The organism is Dactylosporangium cerinum, from assembly GCF_042653625.1.
Classification (GTDB): domain Bacteria; phylum Actinomycetota; class Actinomycetes; order Mycobacteriales; family Micromonosporaceae; genus Dactylosporangium; species Dactylosporangium cerinum.
Genome location: NZ_JBHSIU010000041.1, coordinates 202,628 through 221,668, shown reverse-complemented (window position 1 = coordinate 221,668; position 19,041 = coordinate 202,628). Strand labels below are relative to the sequence as shown.

Here is a 19,041-nt window from a genome sequence, read left to right as displayed (position 1 = left end):
CTAACCCGATGATGATGCGAATCCTGCGGCGCGGCGGGCGGCGTGAACACGACGAGGAGTTCGTCGCGTACTACGCCGCCCGGGCGGGCCACCTGCGCAACACCGCGTTTCTGCTCTGCGGCGACTGGCACCTCGCCGAGGACCTGACGCAGACGGCGTTCACGAAGCTGTACCGGGCGTGGACGCGGATCGACCGGCACGACGTGCTCGACCAGTACGCCCGCCGGGTGCTGCTGCGTGCGTTCCTCGACGAGGGCCGGCGGCCGTGGCGGCGGGAACGACCGACGCACGACGACGAGGCGCTCGACACGGTGGCGCCCGAGCAGCCGGAGCAGCGTGGCGTCGAGGAGCGGCAGGTGCTCAAGACCGCGCTGCTGCGCATCCCGAAGGGGCGGCGGGCGGTGCTCGTCCTGCGGTTCTGGGCGGACCTTTCGGTCGAGCAGGTCGCCGAGATCCTCGGCTGCTCGCCCGGCACCGTCAAGAGCCAGACCGCCCGCGGCCTCGACAACCTGCGCGAGGTGCTCGGCGACAACCTCAAGCCAACCATCCCGGGAGGACAACCGTGAACGACGTCAAACACCTGTGCGAGGTCACCCTCGACGTGGACGCGCCGCCGCTGCGCGAGGCGGAGCAGGTCCTCGCCATCGCGTCCCGAGCCGCCGCGCGCCGCGACCGGGTCGTGGCCGCGACCGTCGGGCTCGCCGGCGTGACCGTGGTCGCGGCGCTGGTGACGCCCGCCCTGCTGCCGTCCCGGCCGCCCGCCGTGTCGGCGCCCGCGGTGGTCGCCGAGCCACCGAAGGCACCTGTGAGTGTTTCGGCTGCGGCGTCGGTACCCTCGGCGAACGTCCCCGCCACCCGGGACCGAGTGGTCTACGACCTGCTGGTGGCGGCGCTGCCGGCCGGCTACGAAGGGCGCAGCAGGTATCCGTTCGCCGACCCGTCGCAGCCACCGGTCCGCCTCGACCAGACCCCGTCGGCGGGCTCGCTGCGTATCTTCATGACCGCGAACGTCCTGGTTTCCAACGGGAGCGGCCAGGGCCAGCTGTGGGCCGCGGTCCTCGGCGACGGCAACCCGGTCCCGGCCGGCGACCTGTGCGCCCAGCCCGGCGTGGGCCGCGAGTGCCGCGTCGTCGACGTCGCCGGGGTGCCGGTCGCGGTCTGGCACGAGGACGACGGCGAGGGCGGTGACACGCTCGTCGCCCGCCGCTACCTGCAGGGCGGCTACCTCATGGTCGTCGCCCAGCGCAGCGTCCCCCGGTATGGCACCGACACCACGCTGCCACCGGACGCCGTCGGCGGGCAGCTGGAGAACGCGGTCGCGCGGCCGCCCCTGACCGACTGGTTCATCGACGCGGACCGGCTCGCCGCGCTGGCCGGCAACCCCGCGATGCTGCCCTGATATTGCGGCCACGGTGCCGGCGCCGCCCGGTACCGTGGCCGCCATGGGGGAAGCGGAACCGTGCCGCTGTGGTGGGACCCGCCAGGTCTCCGTCTCGGAGTCCATCGACGGTAACCGTCATGTGTGGGGCGTCTTCGTGCACTGCGCCGGCTGCGGCTACACGACCCAGGAGTGCGGCGATGGCGAGATGTACCCCAGGCTCCGCGCGGCGATCATCGCGGAGTCCGGCCTGGCACGGCTGTGCGCCGACCCGGAGGTCAACCGGCCGCTGCGGGTCCGGCTGCTCGCCGCGCTCCGTCGCGACGGCCGGACCCTCGCGGAGACCACCGGGGCCTACGCGCTGCTGACCGGCGACGGCATCACCGGCACGCCCGCCGAGATGGCACTGCTCGGGAAGCGGTTGACCGCGGCGGGCGGCACGGTGACCGTCGAACCGGTGTGACCGGGTCAGGCCAGCTGGGGGTACACCATCCGGAGGTCGGCGGCCAGGGCGGCCTTCGCGCCGGTGGTGGCGTCGTCGACGAGGATCTCCAGGTCGCCGCAGGCGACGCCGTCCACCACGGCGGTGGCGACGAACGCGGGGTCCAGCTTCGGGATCTCCCAGCGGGTCATCATGTCGGTGTCGGCGGCGCCCAGGTGCACGGCGGTGACCTGAGTGCCCTGCTTCGCGCGCACGCCGTTGGTGAGGCTCCACTGGGCCGCCTTCGCCGCGCTGTACGACGTCGCGTCCGGGAAGGTGACCCACGACAGCACCGACAGCAGGTTGACGATGGCGCCGCCGCCGTTGCGGGCCAGGACCGGGGCGAACGCGCGGACCATCCGCAGCGTGCCGAAGAATTGCGTGTCCATTATCTTGCTCCAAGGGGACTGTCGCCTTCAGGCGATAGGTGAATTGGAGCCCACAAGTGGCGTGTCATGGGCTGAGCGGATAGACCGTCCACGTATTTTTGTGGCATGCCCTGCGAGGTGCAGGTTTCCGCTGGAGCGGCATACGATCTCGGGTACCACGTGGTGTGGTGTCCGAAGTGCCGCCCTGTGCTGACCGGTCCCGTCGCGGACCGGTGTGGCGAACTGATCCAGCAGCGGTGCGGCGAACGTGGCTGGCAGGTCGTCGCGCTTGAGGTAGCGCCCGACCACGTGCACCTGTTCGTCGAGGGGCACCCTGCCGACTCGTCCGCGCATGTCGCGAACCAGCTCAAGGGAGATACGTCACGGGTGCTCCGCGCCGAGTTCGCGTCGCTGCGTTCCCGGCTGCCGACCCTGTGGTCGAGGTCGTCCTTTGCAGCCACCGTCGGTGCCGTTTGCGCCGCGACGGTGCACCAGTACATTGACACGCAGCATGAGCGTCCGTGTTGCAAGGACGGCAACCGTTGAGACGCGCATACAAGTTCCTGCTGCGTCCCACTACGAAGCAGGCCGCCGCGCTCAATGCCTTGATCAACGATCATCGGTGCTTGTACAACGCCGCGCTGGAAGAGCGGCGCGAGGCGTGGCGCAAGTGCAGGGTATCGGTTCGCTACGGTGAGCAGTCCGCGCAGCTGAAGGACATCCGCAGGGCCGACCCCGACGGGCAGGGCCGCTGGTCGTTCTCGTCGCAGCAGGCCACGCTGCGCCGCCTCGACAAGGCGATGCAGGCGTTCTTCCGGCGGGTGAAGGCCGGTAGGGCGCCGGGTTTTCCCCGGTTCAAGGGGGTGGGGTGGTTCGACACGGTCGAGTGGCCGAAGGACCGCGACGGCTGTCGGTGGAACTCCACGCCCGATGGTGGGCAGGTCCGTGTCTACCTGCAGGGCGTCGGACATGTGCGGGTGCACGCGCACCGCAAGGTCGACGGTGTCGTCAAGACGATCAGCGTGAAGCGTGAGGGCCGTCGCTGGTTCGTGGTGCTGTCCTGCGACGAGGTACCGGCGCTGAACCTGGCCGAGACGGGCGCCGTCGTCGGTATCGACATGGGCGTGGCGTCGTTCCTGACCGCCTCCGACGGCACGCAGATCCCCAACCCACGGCACGGCCACCGCAACGCCGAACGTCTCGCCGCCGCCCAACACGACCTTGCCCGCAAGCGGCGCGGCTCGAACCGCCGCCGCAAAACGCGGGAGCGGGTTGCAGCTTTGCACGGCAAGGTCCGTCGCCAGCGGCTCGATCATGCTCACAAGACCGCGCTGTGGCTGGTCCGTCATCACGACGTCATCGCCCATGAAGCGTTGCAGATCTCGAACATGACCCGGTCCGCGTCCGGCACCCTCGAGGCGCCGGGCACGAACGTGGCCCAGAAGTCGGGCCTGAACCGGAGCATTCTCGATGCGGGTTGGGGGGTGTTCCTCAACGTGCTCGCGAGTAAGGCTGAAAGCGCCGGCCGTGTGATCGTTGCGGTGAACCCCGCCAACACCTCCCGCACGTGTCCGTCCTGCGGGCACTGCGCGAAGGACAATCGCGTCACCCAAGCCGGGTTCGTCTGTGTCGCCTGCGGCTTTGCCGGGCACGCGGACGTGGTCGGCGCAACGAATATTCTCAGGGCCGGGCTGGCCCTTCTGCGCGCCTGAGCGCACAGAGAAGCTGACGTCTTCAGGCGTCAGAGGAGTCACCTCGAGGCGGATGCTGTCCTGTCCAGGTCGCCGTCGACGAGGTTGGAGAAGGTCGCCACGCCGGCGTTGTTGACCAGCAGTGTGACGTCCGCGGCGGCAGCGGCGGCGGCCCGCACCGACGCGGGGTCGGTGACGTCGAGCGGCAGCACGGTCGCGCCCGGTAGGTCGACGGTCCTCGGGTCGCGGGCGGTCGCGTACACGGTGGCGCCACGGGCCAGCAGCTCGCGGGCGATGTGCAGGCCGAGCCCCCGGTTGGCGCCGGTGACCAGTGCGACGGATCCGTCGATCTCCATGCGGTTACCTCCTGAGGTGATCCGGTTACCGTATGGCATCAGTCACCTGCGGTGGTTCAGCCGTGCGGATGGGTTCAAACAGCCGCGCGGGCGCTGGGCATCTCCCATGGCGTCTGGGGGAGCACGTCGCCGGTTTCGAGCAGGGACTTGAGGTTGGACAGGACCGCCGGCCAGCCGCTGGAGACGCTGGTGTACATGTCCAGGTCGCCGAGGCGTTCGTGGGTCACGGTGAGCCGCACGATGTCGTGGTGCGGCTCGACGAGGAAGGTGACGACCGACGGGTCCTGCTCCCCGCCGCTTTCGAAGGTGATGCTCAGCCGCGTCGGCGGCTCGGCGACGAGCACCGTGCCGACCCCGTCGTTGACGCCCGAGTCGTCGGCGCGCCGGTGCTCCCACGCGGAGCCCTGCTGCCAGTCGGAGATGTTGGCGTGGCCCCAGAACCGCGCGGTGAGGTCGGCGTCGGTCAACGCCCGCCAGACCTGCTCGGCGGTCGCGTGGATGTAGGTGACGTACACGTACGTCGGCACGGATGTCATGGCGTGCTCCTCTGCTTGCCGTTTGATGCTGCTGAGTGCCCGTAGCCGGGGCAGGTCGAAGCCGGAGATCCAGCGCTCCTCGATCTCGTGGATCGGCGCCGGGTTCAGGTAGTGCAGGCGCTCCCGCCCCCGCCGCACGACGGTGACGAGATTCGCCGCCACGAGCAGATCGAGATGCTGCGTCGCCGACTGCCGGGCCATCGCGAGGTGCTCGCACAGCTCGCGCAGGGTCTGTCCGTTGCGGTCGCGGAGCCGGTCGAGCAGCAGCCGCCTGGTCGGGTCGGCCAGGGCCTTGAAGACCGGCTCCATCTCTCCCATACCCCATTATGCAGGCAGTTGCCTGCATAATGTCAACCGTGGCCAGGGACCGCCGGATCGTGCGGGCCGACGAGAAGGGCCGACGAACCCGCTGAGCCGGCGCGGGAACGAACGCGGCGGTGCCGGTGTTGTCCATTGCTGTGGCACTGACGCTCGCCGTGCTCGGCGACTCCATCGCATACGGGCAGGGCGCGTCGAGCCCCGACGACACCGTCGGGGCGAGGCTGGCCGCGGCGCTGACCGCGGCGGGCACGCCGACGCAGGTGCGGGTCTTCGCGGTGCCCGGCGCCGACAGCCAGGGCCTCGCGGAGCAGGTCCGCCGGGCGACGGCCGCGACGCCGGACCTGGCGCTCATCATCGTCGGCGCCAACGACCTCACCCACCTCGTCCCGGCGCAGCGGGCCGCGGCGCTGCTCGGGGCCGCGGTCCGCGCCCTGCGTGCCGCCGGCGCCGAGGTCGTGGTCGCGCCCGCACCCGACCTGAGCGTCATCCCGTGGGTGCCGCCGCAGCTGCGGGCGGCCGTCCGCGCCGGCAGCCACGCGCTGCAGCAGGCCCAGACCCAGGCGGCGCGCACCGCGGGCGCCCACATCGCCGACATCGGCCGGAGCGCGGCCGCGTTCGCCGCGGAGCCCGCCCTGTTCAGCCCGGACCGCTTCCACCCGTCCAGCGCGGGATATGCGGTGATCGCGACCGCCCTGACCCCCACCGTCCGGGCCGCCGCGGTGGCCCGGAGCGCGGCCACCTAACCGGGGCCTGCGAACCGGGCAAGGATGCAGCCAGGAATCCGGTCAGGAATCAAGAAGCGGCCCGGACCTGGGCGTTCCTAGGGTTACGGGCATGGAAAACGAACTGCTGGCACTCAAGTACCACCACATCACCGTGAGCGACTGGGATGCGTCGCTCGCCTTCTACCGGGACGCGCTCGGGCTCGAGGTGCAGAACGACATCGGCGAGGGTGCGGCCCGCTGGGTCACGCTGGGCGGCAAGGACCAGAACGGGCTGCAGTTCGTGCTGTCGCTGCCGCACGCCGGTCGCACCGAGGCCGACGGCGACGCCCTGCAGGAGCTGCTGTCCAAGGGCGTCCTGCCGATGATCGTCCTCAGCACCGACGACCTCGACACGGCGTTCGAGCGGGTCCGGGCCTCTGGCGCCGAGGTGCTGCAGGAGCCGATCGAGCGGCCGTGGGGCCCGCGCGACTCGGCGTTCCGCGACCCGTCCGGCAACACCGTGCGGATCCAGCAGGGCTGACCGCTTCGCCGGCTGCGTCAGTGCCGGAACAGGCGCACGCCGGTGCGCACGTGCGTGACGCCCAGCCGTTCGCACGCATCGAGGACCGAGGTCGAGCGGATCGAGTCGCCCGGCTCGGCGATGTACCGCACGCCGTGCCGGGCGGCCTCCTCGACGTTGTCGGGGAACGGCAGCGCACCGTCCGACACGAACGCGACCCCGTCGAGGTCCCGCAGCCACGCCGCCGGGTCGGGAATGGCCCCGACCCGGCGGAGCTGCGCCGCGACGCGGTCCTGCACCTTCGCCCCGGCTGCCAGGGCCTGGCACGACGGGTGGCGGCGCAGCCACCAGGTGGACACCTTGGCGCCGGCGAGTCGGGTGCAGTCGACCCGGGACTGCTGCCCGGCGCCGATCCCCAGGGCCATCCCGTCGCGCAGATACGCCACCGAGTTCGACTGGGTGTACCGGACCACGACGAGGCCGAGCAGCAGGTCGTCGACGGCCACGGCGGGCAGTCGCGGGTCGCCGAGCAGCGCCCGGGTCAGCGGCGCGGCGTCGCGGGGCTGGGTGAGGCGCAGCCCGTAGACGTCGCGGGTCTCCACCGCCGGCGGCTCGAACGCCGGGTCGGCCTCCACGACGAGGAACCGGCCGCCCTTCTTCGCGGCGAGGGTCGCCACCACCCCCGGCTCGAACCCGGGTGCGACGATGCCGTCGGACACGACCCGCCGCAGCAGGTCGGCCAGCTCCGCGTCGACGGGCCCGGACACCGCGACGAAGTCGCCGTAGGAACTCTTCGGATCGGCGTCCCTCGCCCGCACGTATGCACTGGTCAGTTCCCCGGTCTGGCCCGGATCCAGCTGGTACGTGTGCGCCATGACGTCATCGAGGCGACCCGCGGTCGCGGCGCCGGCCGGTGACACGTGCTTGAACGACGCCGCGACGGGTCGCCCGAGCGCCGCGGCGGCCTCCCGTACCAGCTGCCACGCCCCGGCGGCATCCAGGACGTTGATGTACGACGGTTGCCCGTGCACCATCCGCAACGGTTGCCGCTCGGGCTCGATCGGCACCGCGGTCGCCGCCGTCTGGTGCGGGTTCATGCCATAGCGCAGTTCCATGCCGCCTCCGAATCGCAGAAGTCTGCTTCCGGAGGCACCCAGGCGGTCGGCGCCACACCCTCGATCCGGCCGGGTCCCCGGTGGTGCTCCACCCTCGCCAGTACCCGGCCGAGGACAGCGTACCGAATCCCGTTGGCCTGAAGCGTCAACCGGTCGCCGGCGCCGCCCGGTGGTAGCGGCTCAGGACCGTGTCGCCGAGGTGTTCGGATGACCGGCATTCCAGGTAGGCGGGCGCGCACTCGGGGAACAGCCGCCGCCCGGTGCCGGCGATGGTGGGGAAGGTCAGGAGCCGGTACTCGTCGATCAGGTCCTCGGCCAGCAGCGCGTGCACGACGCTGAGGCTGCCGGCGACGACCAGGTCCCGCTCGGCCCGCTTGACCGTGTCGATGAGGTCGCCGTCGACGACGGACGAGTTCGCCCAAGCCGAGACGTCCGACAGGGTGTTCGAGACGACCAGCTTCGGCACGGCGTTCATCCGGGCCGCGAACGGGGTGTCGCGGTGCGGCCACAGCTTCGAGAAGGCCTGCCAGGTGGTGCGGCCCAGCAGCAGGGCTCCGTCGTCAAGGGTGCTGCCGAGGTGGAACTTGTCACCCGCGACCGTGGCGGGTCCGTGCCGGAACGCCCAGCCGCCGGTCGGTGTGCCGTCCCTGCCGTCGGGGTCGGACACGATGCCGTCCACGGTGATGAACTCGATGACGATGACGCTCACGATGATGTCCTTTCGGTCGGTGCTCGCCGGTACGTACCAGCGGCGCCGCCGGAACTCATCGCAGCCGGCGGAAATCGTCGGCGGAAATCTGGGCGGGCAGCTCGAACAGCTCGAACACGGCCGGGTCGGCGAACACGACGGTGCGCGCCACCCGGCCGCCGGCGACGCTGAAGACCTGCAGCGTGTGCGCCTGGAACCCGCCCTCGGGCTGCGGGGCGTACGCGGCGAGCGCCGGCTGCCCGTTGGCCGTGAGGTGCTGGACGGCCCACCCGGTGCCACGGATCCGGAACACGCGGTCCATGAACCGGCCGTAGTCGTCGCGGCCGCGGTACCACAACGGCACCGGCGGCATCTCCAGGATCGCGTCGTCGGCGAGCAGGCGGACCAGCGCCGGCACGTCGGCCGCCACGAACGCCCGCGCATACCGGTCGATGACCGCGCGGGTCGCCGGGTCGTCGGGCTCGGTGACCTCGTCGATCCCGCCGATGCCGGCGAGCGCGGCGCGGGCCCGTTGCAGCGCGCTGTTGACGGCCGGGACCGTGGTGTCCAGGTGCCCGGCGACCTCGGCGGCGCTGAAGTCGAGCACGTCGCGCAGCAGCAGCACGGCGCGCTGGCGGGGCGGCAGGAACTGCACGGCCGCCACCAGCGCGAGCCGCAGGTCGGTGCGCACCTGCAGGTCCACCCGGGCGTCCGGGAACGGCTGCAGCCACGCGACGTCGAACGCCGGGGTGAGCGGCGCCTCCAGATCGTCGGCGGGCGCGCCCAACCCCGACGGCAGCGGCCGCCGGGCCCGTCCCGCCAGCGCCGTCAGGCAGGCGTTGGTGGCGATCCGGTACAGCCAGGTGCGCACCGACGCCCGGCTGCTGTCGTAGGAGTCGCGGGCCTTCCACGCGCGCAGCATCGTCTCCTGCGCCAGGTCCTCGGCGTCGTGGAACGAGCCCAGCATCCGGTAGCAGTACGCGATCAACTCACCCCGGAACGGCTCGTACTCCACCCGCCCATCATGGCGGATCGCCGTCGGATGCAGCCGCGGCGGGCGCCGGCTTCCGGCTACGGTGACGCAGTCCGAGACACTTTTCCCGCAGGGGGCAGGCATGGCACGGATCGATCCGGTGGAGATCATCGCGAAGGTGAGCGAGGAGAACGGCAAGCAGCGGGCGTTCGAGGTCTGGCAGCACAAGGCAAGCAAGGCGGGCTGGCCGGTGACCGTCGAGTCCGCCGTGCTCGACCAGCCGGGGCCGGAGTGTGGCGTCGTGGAGATCGAGGGTCTGCGGTACACCATCCGGCACGACCGGCGGGTCCGGCAGAGCATTGCCGGGGCGTGGCAGTTCACCCACGCGGCCTGGGCGGAGCCGCTGCTGGACTGAGCCGCGTCCAGACGCGGCGAGTGACGGGCGTCCATGACGCGGCTCTCAGTGCGGGCACAGCGGACCAGGACGATGATGCAGGTATGACGGCGGTGTTGGAACGTCCGACCGCAGTGCTCGTCGCGGTGTCCCGGCCGTGGTTCTGGCCGGTGTCCTGGGTGCCCGCCTACCTCGGCACGGTCCTGGCCGGCCACGCGTGGCTGCCGGACCGCGCCGACGTGCCGCGGGCCCTGGTCGCCCTGCTCGTCCTCGGCCCGCTGATCTGGGGCGCGGTCCTCGCCCAGAACGACCTGCAGGACCTGCGCAGCGACCGGGCCAACCCGCGCAAGTCGACGGCACCACTGGTCACCGGAGCGGTCTCCGCGAAGCGTTTGCGGATGTGGTACCGGTGGATCGCGCTCACCGCCGTCGCCGCCGCGCTGTACGTGGGGCCGCTGTTCGTGCTGGGCGTGGCCGGCGTGCTGCTGCTCGGCTGGGCGTACAGCGTGCCGCCGCTGCGCTTGAAGACCCGGCCGGGCTGGGACGTCGCGGTCAACGCGCTCGTCGTCGGGGTGGTGTCGCCGGCCGCGGGCTGGGCGATCACCCGCCCGCCGTGGGAGTTCCCGTGGCAGTTCGGGCTGATCGGCCTGCTGTTCGCCGCCGCCCTGTACGTCCCGACGACCGTCACCGACCTCGCCGCCGACACCGGCGCCGGCGACACCACGTTCGCCGTGCGGTTCGGGCCGCGGTTCGCGCACCGGCTCGGCGTCGCGCTGTGGGGTGCCGCCCTCGCGTTCTCGGTCGGGTGCGCGTGGCTCGACGTGCTGGTGCCGCGCTCGACGCTCGTGCCGCAGCTGCTGATGACCCCGGTGCTCCTGGCCGGCTACGCGATCCTGACCCGGCGGCCCACCATCACCAGAATGGCCGTGCTGTCGGTGCTGTTCGGCATCCCCACGGTCGGCTTCGCGCTCGCGTACATCGGCTGACCTTGACCCTGCCCCAAGGGCGTGCCGCAGACTCGGGGTTGTGGACGGGAAACACCTGCTGGCGGGGGAGTTCGGGGCGGCGGCGCGGCTGTCGCCGAAGGCCCTGCGCCTGTATGCGGAGCAGGGCCTGCTCGTGCCCGCCCGGGTCGACCCGGGCAGCGGCTACCGGTATTACCGACCGGATCAGCTCCCGAGGGCCCGGCTCATCGGCCGGCTCCGCGGGCTCGGTGTGCCCCTCGCGCGGATCGCGTTTCTCGTCGACCTCGCCCCGCAGGCGCGGGCGCTCGAGCTACGGGGGTGGTTGCGCAGTGAGCGCGACCGGCTCGACGAACGCGCCGCCGTGGTGGAGGCCATCGATCGTTCCTGCGAGGACGTCACCCTCATCGGGGCGGTCCGGCTGCGGGACGTCCCGGCGACCAAGGTCGTCTGCCGCAGCCGGCAGGTCGACACCGTTGCCCTGCCGGACCTGATCCGCACCGCCCAGCACGACATCCGCGCGCACCTGCGCGACTCGGGGCTGCCGCCCGACGGCCCGATGCGGGTCGGCTTCGGGGACCTCGTCACCCCGGAGAGCGAGGCGACGGTCGAGGTGGCGATCGCCTACGAGGGCACCGCCGAGCCGGCCGGCGACCTGTACATCCGGCTGGTGCCGGCGCACACCGAGGCGTACCTGCCGGTGCCCGCGCCGCTGGAGGACTACCCGCTGATTCTGCGGGTGTACGACGCCGTCGAGGCGTGGACGGACCAGCGGCCCGGCGTGACGTGCACCGGCCGGCCGTACGAGCTCTATCCAGGCACCGGGGCGGCGCGTTTCGACGTCGCGTACCCGGTCTCACGCTGAATGCGAGGACTTCTCCGTGCGTCATCTGGCCTACGTGGGCAACGGACCGTACTGCTACGCCAACTCGTTCGCGATGCTGCTGGGCCCGCGCGGTCCGTCGACCGCGGTCATCGAGGTCACCACCGGCGGGCCGTTCGGCATGCAGCTCGTCGGCGGCACGCAACCGTTCTTCGACGCGTACGGCTGGAATCCCGGCATCGGCTGTGACCGGGCCCTCGCGGCGATCGGCTGGACCTCGGCCGTGCAGCACGGCGGCGCCGCCGGCGACGCGCTCGCCCGGCTCCGGGCCGCCGCGTCCCGGGGGCCGGTGTGGGTGGGCCCGCTGGAGATGGGGTACCTGCACCACCAGCCCGAGATGACCGGCCCGATCGGTGCCGATCACTTCGTCGTCGTCCTCGACGTCGACGACGTGCGGGTCCTCGTCCACGACCCGCACGGCTACCCGTACGCCGAGATCCCGGTCGGCGAGTTCATGGTCGCGTGGCGGGCGGAGACGGTGAGCTACGGCGACCCGTACACCATGCGCACCGGCTTCGAGAAGGTCGCCGACGTGACCGACGTCGACGCGATCCGCGCCGCCGTCCCGGCCGCGGTCGACTGGCTGGGGATGCATGAGGACGCCGACCTGCCACCGGGCAGCCTCGGCAACGCCGCGGCCGCCGAACGGGTCGCCGAACTCGTCGAGGCCGGCGCCGGCGACGGGCTGCGCGAGCACCTGATCTACTTCGCGGTCCGGGTCGGCGCGCGCCGGCTCAGTGACACCGCCGACTGCCTGCTCCTGGCCGGCTACCCGGAGGCGGCGGCCGTCGCCGCGACGCAGGCCCGGCTCGTCGGCTCGCTGCAGCGCCCGATGGTCAGCGGCGACCTGCCGGCGGCGGCGGCCGCGCTGCGGGCCCTCGCCCCGACCTACGACCAGCTTCGGACCGCCCTGTTGTAGCCGCTTATGATCTTGTCGTGTTCCCTTATGAGCCCGGCAGCCCCGAGGGCCTGGCCGCCCGCTGGGTGCAATGGGTCGCCGCCAGCGGCCCGTTCCGCAACCCGGTCGCCGACGACACCGGCCGGCACGCGCACCGCAACCAGCCCGGCGACGTGTGGTTCCTGGCCGGCAGCTTCGGCGGGGCCGTCGAGCGGCGCTGCATCATCCCGGGCGGCCGCCCGCTGTTCTTCCCGGCGTTCAACATGTGGTGCCCGAACGGCACGCACATCCCGCCGCTGCCGCGCGCGACCGGGGAGGCGTACGTCGACGACGAGCCGCACCCCGTCGAGGTGATCGACGCGGCGGAACTGTTCGAGGTCCGGGGCGTGTTCCGCAATCCGGTCACCGGCCGGCGCGGCGCCGTCGGCATGCGGGTCTGGGGACTCTGGGCCACCGTCGCGCCGCTCGCCCCGGGACAGCATCAGGTGCGCTTCCACGGCACCGACGGTCACGGTTTCCGGGTGTCCGCGACGTACGACCTGGTGGTGATCTGATGTCCGCCGACGACGTGTACGACGGGCCGCTGCGCGCGCAGTTCGAGGCGTTCCTGGAGGAGCATCGCACGGCACTGGACGAGTGCCTGGACGGGCTCACCGAGGAGCAGGCCCGCCGGTCGCTGGTGCCGTCCCGAACGACGCTGCTCGGGCTGGTCAAGCACGTGACGGTGGTGGAGAAGGTCTGGTTCGACGAGGCCGTCACCTGCCGGTCCCGGGCCGAGATCGGCATCCCGGCGACGCCCGACGAGAGCTTCGTCCTCGACGACGGCGACACGATCGAGACCGTGCGCCGGGCCTACCGGGCGGCGTGCGAGGCGTCGCGGCTGGCGACGGCGCCGCTCGGCCTGGACGACGTGCTGCCCGGGAACCGGCGCGGGCCGTTGCCGCTGCGCTGGGTGTACCTGCATGTGCTGCGGGAGATGGCCCAGCACTGCGGCCACGCGGACATTCTGCGCGAACAGGTGCTCGCAGTCGGCCGTTAGGCGCCGCGGCTCAGCTAGGCGCCGCGCCGGCGTTGGGCGGTGGCCGGCTTCGCCTTGCTACGGGAGGCCGTGGCCGGTTTCGCCTTGGCGCGCGACGGCGTCTTGGCCTTCACCGGCTGCGCCTTGGGCCGCTCGCCCAGGGCGGCCTCCTCCTCGCGCAGGGCCTGCAGGCGCCGCTCCTCGCGCTTGTTCTCGGCGTGGGTCTCGCGCTCCCGGGTGAGCCACGCCGGCGGGTCGGCGGCCAGGGCGGCGATCTGCGCGGTCGTGAGCGGCTCAGTGATGCCCCCGCGCGCCAGCCCGCTGTTGGACACCCGGAGCCGGGCGGCGACCACATTGCGCGGGTGCGGCCCGTCCCGGCGCAGGTCGGCAAGCCACTGCGGGGGATTGTGCTGCATCTCGTCGAGCTCCTCGCGGGACACCATCCCGTCCTGGAACTCCTGCGGGGTCGCGGGCAGATACACGTCAAGCTTCAGCGCCGCCGTGGAGGGCTTCATCACCTGGGACTTCTTCGGCTTGCTCACGGGCTCAGGGTAGCGGCCCGTGCGGTGACGCTTTTGTGTCGGGGGTGGCGGGTACCCTGGCCGGGTCAGGGTCGACGACGCTTGGGAGGTGCTGTGACGTTCCGCCTGCTCGTCGTCCCCGGCGTCACCGTGGACAAGTGGACGCGGATGTGGTCCGAGCGACTGCCGGAGGTCGAGCTGCGGCTAGAGCCCACCGAGGCCGCCGACGCGCCCGGGCTGCTGACCGCGGGCGCCGACGCGGGGCTGATCCGGTTGCCGGTCGATCCGCTCGGGTTCCATGCGATCCCGCTGTACACCGAAGCCACCGTCGTCGTGGTGCCCCGCGAGCACCTGCTCGCCGCCGCCGACCAGCTGACGGTTGCCGACCTGGCCGACGAGACGCTGCTCACCCCGCTCGACGACGTGCTGACCTGGCCCTCCCCGCCGTGCCCGGTGCTGGCGGAGCGGCCGGCGAGCACGGCCACGGCGGTCGAATGGGTCGCGGCGGAGGTCGGCGTGCTGGTCGTGCCGCAGTCGCTGGCCCGGGCGCATCACCGCAAGGACCTCACGTATCGGGTCGTGACGGACGCGCCCACGTCGTCGGTCGGGCTGGCCTGGGTCCGCGACCGGCACACCGACCTGGTCGAGGAGATGATCGGCATCGTCCGCGGCCGGACCGCCAACAGCACCCGGGGACGCGTCCAGGACCAGCCCGCCGATCCACCCGCCGCCGCTCCCGCCACCCAGCCCGCTCGCCAGGCGGCAGCCCGCCAGCAGGGCAGACAGCCCGGCGGTCAGCAGGGCAGGCAGGCGGGCAAGCCCGGAGCGGGCCGGGGTGCCTCGACGCGCGGCGGTCCGGCCAAGCGGCGTGGCCGCTGACGTCTCCAGCGTGCTCCGGGGCCTGAGAGGTACGGCCGCGTGGTGGTCGTTCTCCCCCGAGAGTTTGTGACAGCTGCCAGTTGCGGTCCTTGGTGAGGGTAATCCGCTTGGAGTGGATCCTGGTGTCGGTCCTCGGGGCTCGGTGGTTTCGCACGGCCCTGGCGGGCCGCGCGGTGGAGTAGCGCGGTCACCGTCCGTGCCGTCTTGCGGTGCTGCCAAGCCAGGTCCGCCCTCGCATGGTCCAGCGCCGTCGAGGTCGTCATTCGGTGGTTCCACACCGCCGCTGGTCACAAACAACCCGGTGGATTCTCGGTACCTGGTGGATCGCTGTTGTCCCACGGGGGGTAATCCACCGGGTAGTTCAAGATTTCTGTTCGGGAGCGCTGGTACCGACCGGTCCAGCAATCGACGTCTTTCGTTCTTGGGCGGGAAGGTGGTGTTGTAGCACCGAATGATGACCTCGACGGCGCTGGATCATGTGAGTTCGGGCCTGGCTTGGGATCACCGCAAGACGGCTACAAGGGTGACCACGCAACCCTGTCGCACGGCCGAAGGCCGGGCGGTGCCATCAAGTCCCCGCGCCGTTTGGGCGAATATTTGAAGGTCTGGTCGAAAAACCCACGCGGACCGCAACGGACCGCCTCGGCGGCCTGGGATGACCCGACCTGCGGTGGGCGGCGGTGGGCACGGCACAATCCACGGGTGGAAACCGAAGCGGCGGAAGTGCATGCGGTGCTTGACGCGCTTGCGGCGGCCGGCTGTCCGTGCTGGATCTCCGGTGGTTGGGGTGTCGACGCGCTGGTCGGCCGGCAGACGCGCCCGCACCGCGACCTCGACCTCGCGATCGACGCGGCCCGGGAGGCCGACGCGCTGCGGGTGCTTGCGGACCGTGGCTACGTCGTGGAGACCGACTGGCGACCGGTCCGCGTCGAGGTCGTGGCACCCGACCGGGGGCGCGTCGACCTGCACCCAGTGGTGTTCCAGGACGGCGACGGACGGCAGGCCGGCTTCGACGGCGCCTGGTTCGACTACCCGGGCGCCGACCTCACCACGGGCGCGATCGACGGCCGCGCAGTCCCGTGCATCTCGGCGCGCCTGCAGCTCACCTTCCACCAGGGCTACGAACCACGCGACGTCGACATCCTGGACCTGCGCCGCTTGAAGACGATGACCTGACCATGCGGCTGCACGTGGGATGCGCGATGTGGACGCTGAAGGCCTGGCAGGGGCGTTTCGTGGCGAACGCCCTGCCGGCGGGTGAGCGGCTGCGGGCGTACGCCGGCTGGTGCAACGCGGTGGAGGGCAACACCACCTTCTACGCGACCCCGTCCAGGGAGACGGTGGCGACGTGGGCGCAGCAGACCGACCCCGGGTTCCGGCTCGTGGTCAAGCTGCCGAAGCGGATCACGCACGAGCGCCGCCTCACCGACGTGGCCGCCGACGTCCGCGCGTTCCTCGACGCGGTCGAGCCGCTGGGGTCCCGCGCCCACGCGTTGTGGATCCAGCTGCCCGGGTCGTTCGGGCCCGACGACGTCCCGGTGCTGAGTAGTTTCCTGCGGCGGATGCCGGCGTCGCACCGGTACGCGGTCGAGGTCCGGCACCCCGGCTTCTTCACCGACGCCCGCTCGACCGCCAGCCTCGAGGCGGCGCTGGAAGGCACCGCGGCCGAGTGGATTCCGTTCGACACCACCGCGTTCTTCCGCGACCCGCCGACCAGTGACGCCGAACGCGACGCCTGGAGCAAGAAGCCGCGGATGCCGCTGCGGACGGTGGCACTGACGGAGCGGCCGATCGTGCGGTACCTCGGCCGCGACGACAACGGCAGGACCGTCGAGGGGTGGCAGGGCTGGCTCGACGTCGTCACCGCGTGGCTGCGTGAAGGCCGCTCGCCGACAGTGTTCGTGCACACCCCGGACAACGCGGACGCGCCCGACCTGGCCCGCCGCTTCCATGACGCCGTCCGCGCCCGGCTGCCGCAGCTGGAGCCGTTGCCCGATCCGGAGCCGGTCGAGCCGCTCAGCCTGTTCTGAGGCGCGCCGCCGGCCGTGACACGCCCCGCCGGCCGGATGGCCGACGGGGCGCCGGTCGGCTCAGCGCAGGGACCAGACCTGGTTGGACTGGGTGCCGGGGCCGCCGTAGCAGTCCCAGATCTGCAGGCCGGTGCCGTTGGCGGTGCCGCGGCCGGTGGCGTCCAGGCACTTGCCCGAGGCCGGGTTCACGATCGTGCCGTTGCCGTTGACCACCCACTGTTGCGCGGACGGGACCGGCACCGTGAACCGGATCATCGGCCAGGGCTCGAACCGGTGCGTCGACATCAGCGGCGGCCGGACCACCGACGGCGCCGCCGTGCAACTGTGGGACTGCCTCGGCAACGGCGCCCAGCAGTGGCGGCGGCAGGGGGACACCTGGATCAACCCGCAGTCCGGCAAGTGCCTGGACGCCGCGGGTGCTGGCACCGCCAACGGCACCCTCGTGCAGCTGTGGACCTGCCTGAACAACAGCGCCCAGCAGTGGGTGCCGCGCGCCGACGGCACCTTCCTCAACCCCGCCTCCGGCAAGTGCCTCGACGCGACCGCCTGGGGCACCGGCAACGGCACCCGCCTGCAGCTGTGGACGTGCGGCACCGGCCAGTCCAACCAGAACTGGCGCCTCGCGTAGAGCAACACCACCCCCGAATGTAAGGAAAGGGAAATCCGCCAATGTCCCGAAGACTCCTGATCGGGTTGGGCATCTTCGTGGCGACCGCCGTCGCCGTGCCCGTCCTGACCGCCGTGACACAGCAGCCCGCCAGCGCTGTGGCCGGCCGGAACCTCCCCCCGAACGGCAAGGTGCTGTTCCTCGCCGGTCAGACCACCCCCGATCTGACCGCGTACAAGTCTCAGGTGCTCGACGTCGACGCGTCCTTCCCCCGCCTGGGCGGCGTCACGCTGTACACCAACATCTCCCCGAACGCGTGCAACGGCCTGACCGCCACCTGCAACCTCAACGGCAACGTCTTCAACTTCGACCGGACCCTGGCCGAGTACCCCGGCACCGCCCTCGCCGTCGGCCTGTACCTCGCCGACAACCCGGGCTGCCAGAACCAGCCGCTGCGGGCCATCATCGGCCGGCAGGACGCCGACATCGCCGGCGCGCTCGGTGCGCAGTACCGGCAGAACCTCGACAACCTCATCGTCTACCTGCGCAACACCGGCCGGGCGGTCTACCTGCGGGTCGGCTACGAGTTCGACGGCCCGTGGAACTGCTACAACTACGACTTCTACAAGGCCGCGTTCCGCGTGGTGAAGCAGCGCATCGACGCCCTCGGCGCCACCAACGTGGCGACCGTGTGGCAGAGCGCGAGCTACGCCAAGGACGGCGACGCCCAGTACAAGTTCGACTTCAGCAACGCCAACCACCTCGCCGACTGGTACCCCGGCGACGACGTGGTGGACTGGGTCGCGCTGAGCACGTTCTACTGGGACGCCAACTCCGGCAGTACCAGTGGGCCTGCGACAACCCGACCAGCAGCCCGAAGGTCCTCTACGACCGGGTCCTGAACTTCGCCCGCGGGCACAACAAGCCGGCGCTGATCGCCGAGTCGACCCCGCAGGCGTACCGCACCGCGCAGCTGGACGCCAGCTGCACCAACGTCAACAACCGGGTGTCGCTCGGCGGTGACTGGACGAAGCTCGGCTCCTGGTACAACGAGTACTTCAACTACGTGAACAGCAACGCCGACGTGCTGCGGGCCGCCGCGTACATCAACAGCAACTGGGAGGCGATCGCGCAGTTCGCCTGCCCGCCGGGCGCGTCGTCGGGCCAGCCCGGCTGCTCCGACGGCTACTGGGGCAACAGCCGCATCCAGGACAACGCCAACATCAAGGCCGGCTTCAAGCGGGAGCTGCAGAACTCCCTGTTCGTCAACGGCACCCTGTCCGGCCGCGGCGCCAACTGGGGCGGCACCACGACGTCGACCGCAAAGACGATCGTCGGGGTCGGCTCGAACCGGTGCCTCGACATCTCCGGCGGCAGCACCGCGGACGGTGCGAAGGTCCAGCTGTGGGACTGCCTGAACAACGGCGCCGAGCAGTGGCGGCAGGAGGACAACGCCCTGGTGAACCCGCAGTCCGGCAAGTGCCTGGACATCGACCGGGCGTTGACCGCCAACGGCACGAAGGTCCAGCTGTGGACCTGCTACGGCAACACGGCCCAGCAGTGGGTCATCCGCGCCGACGGCTCGATCTACAACCCTCCGTCCGGGCGCTGCTTGGACGCGTCGGGCCGCGGCACGGCGAACGGTACCCAGATGATCATCTGGGACTGCCTCGGCCTACCGAACCAGCTGTGGACGGTGCGCTGAGATAGAGAGATAC

Annotated in this window: 25 protein-coding genes, 2 pseudogenes and 1 riboswitch; of the genes and pseudogenes, 19 read left to right on the top strand and 8 right to left on the bottom strand. The window is 71.6% G+C overall.

Features of this window, described 5'->3' with window-relative positions:
• The first annotated feature begins 14 nt into the window (after positions 1 to 14).
• Genes ACFPIJ_RS30050 through ACFPIJ_RS30040 form a run of 3 tightly spaced genes read left to right on the top strand, consistent with a single transcriptional unit; the run spans position 15 to position 1,841 of the window.
• Positions 15 to 566 carry a SigE family RNA polymerase sigma factor gene (locus tag ACFPIJ_RS30050; protein ID WP_380119785.1) on the top strand — a complete coding sequence of 184 codons (552 nt, stop codon included), beginning with the start codon at positions 15 to 17 and terminating at the stop codon, positions 564 to 566.
• Positions 563 to 1,399, top strand: a complete 837-nt coding sequence (locus ACFPIJ_RS30045) for a hypothetical protein (protein WP_380119783.1) — start codon at positions 563 to 565, stop codon at positions 1,397 to 1,399. The genes ACFPIJ_RS30050 and ACFPIJ_RS30045 overlap by 4 nt, the downstream gene beginning before the upstream one ends.
• 43 nt (positions 1,400 to 1,442) lie before the next feature.
• Positions 1,443 to 1,841, top strand: a complete 399-nt coding sequence (locus ACFPIJ_RS30040) for a hypothetical protein (RefSeq protein WP_380119781.1) — start codon at positions 1,443 to 1,445, stop codon at positions 1,839 to 1,841.
• 5 nt (positions 1,842 to 1,846) lie between these two features.
• On the opposite strand, the gene ACFPIJ_RS30035 is transcribed toward ACFPIJ_RS30040, so the two are convergent.
• Positions 1,847 to 2,251, bottom strand: a complete 405-nt coding sequence (locus ACFPIJ_RS30035; protein WP_380120916.1) for an SDR family NAD(P)-dependent oxidoreductase — start codon at positions 2,249 to 2,251, stop codon at positions 1,847 to 1,849.
• Positions 2,252 to 2,353: 102 nt separating this feature from the next.
• On the opposite strand from ACFPIJ_RS30035, the gene tnpA reads away from it, so the two are divergent.
• Complete coding sequence (gene tnpA / locus ACFPIJ_RS30030; protein WP_380119779.1) at positions 2,354 to 2,773, top strand: IS200/IS605 family transposase; 420 nt, start codon at positions 2,354 to 2,356, stop codon at positions 2,771 to 2,773.
• Positions 2,770 to 3,939, top strand: a complete 1,170-nt coding sequence (locus tag ACFPIJ_RS30025) for an RNA-guided endonuclease InsQ/TnpB family protein (protein ID WP_380119777.1) — start codon at positions 2,770 to 2,772, stop codon at positions 3,937 to 3,939. Before tnpA ends, ACFPIJ_RS30025 begins: the two co-directional genes overlap by 4 nt.
• A 62-nt stretch (positions 3,940 to 4,001) precedes the next feature.
• On the opposite strand, the pseudogene ACFPIJ_RS30020 reads toward ACFPIJ_RS30025, so the two are convergent.
• Together ACFPIJ_RS30020 and ACFPIJ_RS30015 are read right to left on the bottom strand one after the other, a co-directional pair.
• Positions 4,002 to 4,274: pseudogene (locus tag ACFPIJ_RS30020) on the bottom strand (SDR family NAD(P)-dependent oxidoreductase); the annotation flags it as partial.
• 74 nt (positions 4,275 to 4,348) lie between these two features.
• Positions 4,349 to 5,128, bottom strand: coding sequence for an ArsR/SmtB family transcription factor (locus ACFPIJ_RS30015; protein ID WP_380119775.1), 780 nt, complete (start codon positions 5,126 to 5,128; stop codon positions 4,349 to 4,351).
• A 128-nt stretch (positions 5,129 to 5,256) separates the two neighbouring features.
• Here ACFPIJ_RS30015 and ACFPIJ_RS30010 point away from each other — a divergent pair, with 128 nt between their 5' ends.
• Both ACFPIJ_RS30010 and ACFPIJ_RS30005 read left to right on the top strand, forming a co-directional pair.
• Positions 5,257 to 5,874 (top strand): GDSL-type esterase/lipase family protein, encoded by a 618-nt coding sequence (locus tag ACFPIJ_RS30010; RefSeq protein ID WP_380119773.1) that lies wholly within the window; start codon positions 5,257 to 5,259, stop codon positions 5,872 to 5,874.
• Positions 5,875 to 5,965: 91 nt separating this feature from the next.
• Complete coding sequence (locus ACFPIJ_RS30005; protein WP_380119772.1) at positions 5,966 to 6,376, top strand: VOC family protein; 411 nt, start codon at positions 5,966 to 5,968, stop codon at positions 6,374 to 6,376.
• Between the two features lie 17 nt (positions 6,377 to 6,393).
• Here ACFPIJ_RS30005 and ACFPIJ_RS30000 read toward each other — a convergent pair whose 3' ends face one another.
• The 3 genes from ACFPIJ_RS30000 to ACFPIJ_RS29990 form a co-directional block, all read right to left on the bottom strand.
• Entirely contained in the window at positions 6,394 to 7,470 is a 1,077-nt protein-coding gene (locus ACFPIJ_RS30000) for a phosphoribosylaminoimidazolecarboxamide formyltransferase (RefSeq protein WP_380119770.1), read from the bottom strand.
• A 29-nt stretch (positions 7,471 to 7,499) separates the two neighbouring features.
• Positions 7,500 to 7,585, bottom strand: a riboswitch (ZMP/ZTP riboswitch).
• Positions 7,586 to 7,615: 30 nt separating this feature from the next.
• Complete coding sequence (locus ACFPIJ_RS29995) at positions 7,616 to 8,179, bottom strand: dihydrofolate reductase family protein (protein WP_380119768.1); 564 nt, start codon at positions 8,177 to 8,179, stop codon at positions 7,616 to 7,618.
• 55 nt (positions 8,180 to 8,234) lie between these two features.
• On the bottom strand, positions 8,235 to 9,173 hold the full coding sequence (locus ACFPIJ_RS29990; RefSeq protein WP_380119766.1) for an RNA polymerase subunit sigma-70: 939 nt from the start codon (positions 9,171 to 9,173) through the stop codon (positions 8,235 to 8,237).
• A 100-nt stretch (positions 9,174 to 9,273) separates the two neighbouring features.
• Between ACFPIJ_RS29990 and ACFPIJ_RS29985 the strand changes: the two genes are divergently transcribed.
• From ACFPIJ_RS29985 to ACFPIJ_RS29960, 6 genes are all read left to right on the top strand, one after another.
• Positions 9,274 to 9,546 (top strand): hypothetical protein, encoded by a 273-nt coding sequence (locus tag ACFPIJ_RS29985; RefSeq protein WP_380119764.1) that lies wholly within the window; start codon positions 9,274 to 9,276, stop codon positions 9,544 to 9,546.
• An 83-nt stretch (positions 9,547 to 9,629) separates the two neighbouring features.
• Positions 9,630 to 10,511, top strand: coding sequence for a UbiA prenyltransferase family protein (locus tag ACFPIJ_RS29980; RefSeq protein WP_380119762.1), 882 nt, complete (start codon positions 9,630 to 9,632; stop codon positions 10,509 to 10,511).
• A gap of 40 nt (positions 10,512 to 10,551) precedes the next feature.
• Positions 10,552 to 11,352, top strand: a complete 801-nt coding sequence (locus ACFPIJ_RS29975; RefSeq protein ID WP_380119760.1) for a MerR family transcriptional regulator — start codon at positions 10,552 to 10,554, stop codon at positions 11,350 to 11,352.
• A gap of 16 nt (positions 11,353 to 11,368) precedes the next feature.
• Positions 11,369 to 12,289 (top strand): hypothetical protein, encoded by a 921-nt coding sequence (locus tag ACFPIJ_RS29970; protein ID WP_380119758.1) that lies wholly within the window; start codon positions 11,369 to 11,371, stop codon positions 12,287 to 12,289.
• 17 nt (positions 12,290 to 12,306) lie between these two features.
• Positions 12,307 to 12,822 carry a hypothetical protein gene (locus ACFPIJ_RS29965; protein ID WP_380119756.1) on the top strand — a complete coding sequence of 172 codons (516 nt, stop codon included), beginning with the start codon at positions 12,307 to 12,309 and terminating at the stop codon, positions 12,820 to 12,822.
• Complete coding sequence (locus tag ACFPIJ_RS29960; protein WP_380119754.1) at positions 12,822 to 13,307, top strand: DinB family protein; 486 nt, start codon at positions 12,822 to 12,824, stop codon at positions 13,305 to 13,307. Before ACFPIJ_RS29965 ends, ACFPIJ_RS29960 begins: the two co-directional genes overlap by 1 nt.
• 14 nt (positions 13,308 to 13,321) lie before the next feature.
• Here the strand turns inward: ACFPIJ_RS29960 and ACFPIJ_RS29955 are convergent, their stop codons facing one another.
• The gene (locus tag ACFPIJ_RS29955) at positions 13,322 to 13,828 is read right to left on the bottom strand and encodes a DUF5997 family protein (RefSeq protein WP_380119752.1); all 507 of its coding nucleotides are present in this window, start codon (positions 13,826 to 13,828) and stop codon (positions 13,322 to 13,324) included.
• A 93-nt stretch (positions 13,829 to 13,921) separates the two neighbouring features.
• On the opposite strand from ACFPIJ_RS29955, the gene ACFPIJ_RS29950 reads away from it, so the two are divergent.
• The 3 genes from ACFPIJ_RS29950 (at position 13,922) to ACFPIJ_RS29940 (ending at position 16,716) form a co-directional block, all read left to right on the top strand.
• Positions 13,922 to 14,686, top strand: a complete 765-nt coding sequence (locus ACFPIJ_RS29950; RefSeq protein ID WP_380119750.1) for a LysR substrate-binding domain-containing protein — start codon at positions 13,922 to 13,924, stop codon at positions 14,684 to 14,686.
• 732 nt (positions 14,687 to 15,418) lie between these two features.
• Positions 15,419 to 15,862 (top strand): nucleotidyltransferase domain-containing protein, encoded by a 444-nt coding sequence (locus ACFPIJ_RS29945; RefSeq protein ID WP_380119748.1) that lies wholly within the window; start codon positions 15,419 to 15,421, stop codon positions 15,860 to 15,862.
• Between the two features lie 26 nt (positions 15,863 to 15,888).
• Positions 15,889 to 16,716, top strand: coding sequence for a DUF72 domain-containing protein (locus ACFPIJ_RS29940; RefSeq protein ID WP_380120913.1), 828 nt, complete (start codon positions 15,889 to 15,891; stop codon positions 16,714 to 16,716).
• A gap of 60 nt (positions 16,717 to 16,776) precedes the next feature.
• Here ACFPIJ_RS29940 and ACFPIJ_RS29935 read toward each other — a convergent pair.
• A pseudogene (locus tag ACFPIJ_RS29935) lies at positions 16,777 to 16,941 on the bottom strand (RICIN domain-containing protein); the annotation flags it as partial.
• Between the two features lie 16 nt (positions 16,942 to 16,957).
• On the opposite strand from ACFPIJ_RS29935, the gene ACFPIJ_RS29930 reads away from it, so the two are divergent.
• From ACFPIJ_RS29930 to ACFPIJ_RS29920, 3 genes are all read left to right on the top strand, one after another.
• Positions 16,958 to 17,344 carry a ricin-type beta-trefoil lectin domain protein gene (locus ACFPIJ_RS29930; protein WP_380119746.1) on the top strand — a complete coding sequence of 129 codons (387 nt, stop codon included), beginning with the start codon at positions 16,958 to 16,960 and terminating at the stop codon, positions 17,342 to 17,344.
• Positions 17,345 to 17,385: 41 nt separating this feature from the next.
• Positions 17,386 to 18,225: a glycoside hydrolase family 26 protein gene (locus tag ACFPIJ_RS29925; protein WP_380119744.1), complete on the top strand. Its 840-nt coding sequence runs from the start codon at positions 17,386 to 17,388 to the stop codon at positions 18,223 to 18,225.
• Between the two features lie 104 nt (positions 18,226 to 18,329).
• Positions 18,330 to 19,028: an RICIN domain-containing protein gene (locus ACFPIJ_RS29920; RefSeq protein ID WP_380119742.1), complete on the top strand. Its 699-nt coding sequence runs from the start codon at positions 18,330 to 18,332 to the stop codon at positions 19,026 to 19,028.
• The last annotated feature ends 13 nt before the right edge of the window (positions 19,029 to 19,041 follow it).

What these genes read in the sequence shown, in the direction of transcription:
- tnpA (WP_380119779.1), top strand. Translation starts at nt 2,354, where the DNA reads ATGCCCTGCGAGGTGCAGGTTTCCGCTGGAGCGGCATACGATCTCGGG.
- ACFPIJ_RS30005 (WP_380119772.1), top strand. Translation starts at nt 5,966, where the DNA reads ATGGAAAACGAACTGCTGGCACTCAAGTACCACCACATCACCGTGAGC.
- ACFPIJ_RS29985 (WP_380119764.1), top strand. Translation starts at nt 9,274, where the DNA reads ATGGCACGGATCGATCCGGTGGAGATCATCGCGAAGGTGAGCGAGGAG.
- ACFPIJ_RS30015 (WP_380119775.1), bottom strand. Translation starts at nt 5,128, where the DNA reads ATGGGAGAGATGGAGCCGGTCTTCAAGGCCCTGGCCGACCCGACCAGG.
- ACFPIJ_RS30040 (WP_380119781.1), top strand. Translation starts at nt 1,443, where the DNA reads ATGGGGGAAGCGGAACCGTGCCGCTGTGGTGGGACCCGCCAGGTCTCC.
- ACFPIJ_RS30000 (WP_380119770.1), bottom strand. Translation starts at nt 7,470, where the DNA reads ATGGAACTGCGCTATGGCATGAACCCGCACCAGACGGCGGCGACCGCG.
- ACFPIJ_RS29925 (WP_380119744.1), top strand. Translation starts at nt 17,386, where the DNA reads ATGTCCCGAAGACTCCTGATCGGGTTGGGCATCTTCGTGGCGACCGCC.
- ACFPIJ_RS30050 (WP_380119785.1), top strand. Translation starts at nt 15, where the DNA reads ATGCGAATCCTGCGGCGCGGCGGGCGGCGTGAACACGACGAGGAGTTC.
- ACFPIJ_RS29960 (WP_380119754.1), top strand. Translation starts at nt 12,822, where the DNA reads ATGTCCGCCGACGACGTGTACGACGGGCCGCTGCGCGCGCAGTTCGAG.
- ACFPIJ_RS29940 (WP_380120913.1), top strand. Translation starts at nt 15,889, where the DNA reads ATGTGGACGCTGAAGGCCTGGCAGGGGCGTTTCGTGGCGAACGCCCTG.
- ACFPIJ_RS29980 (WP_380119762.1), top strand. Translation starts at nt 9,630, where the DNA reads ATGACGGCGGTGTTGGAACGTCCGACCGCAGTGCTCGTCGCGGTGTCC.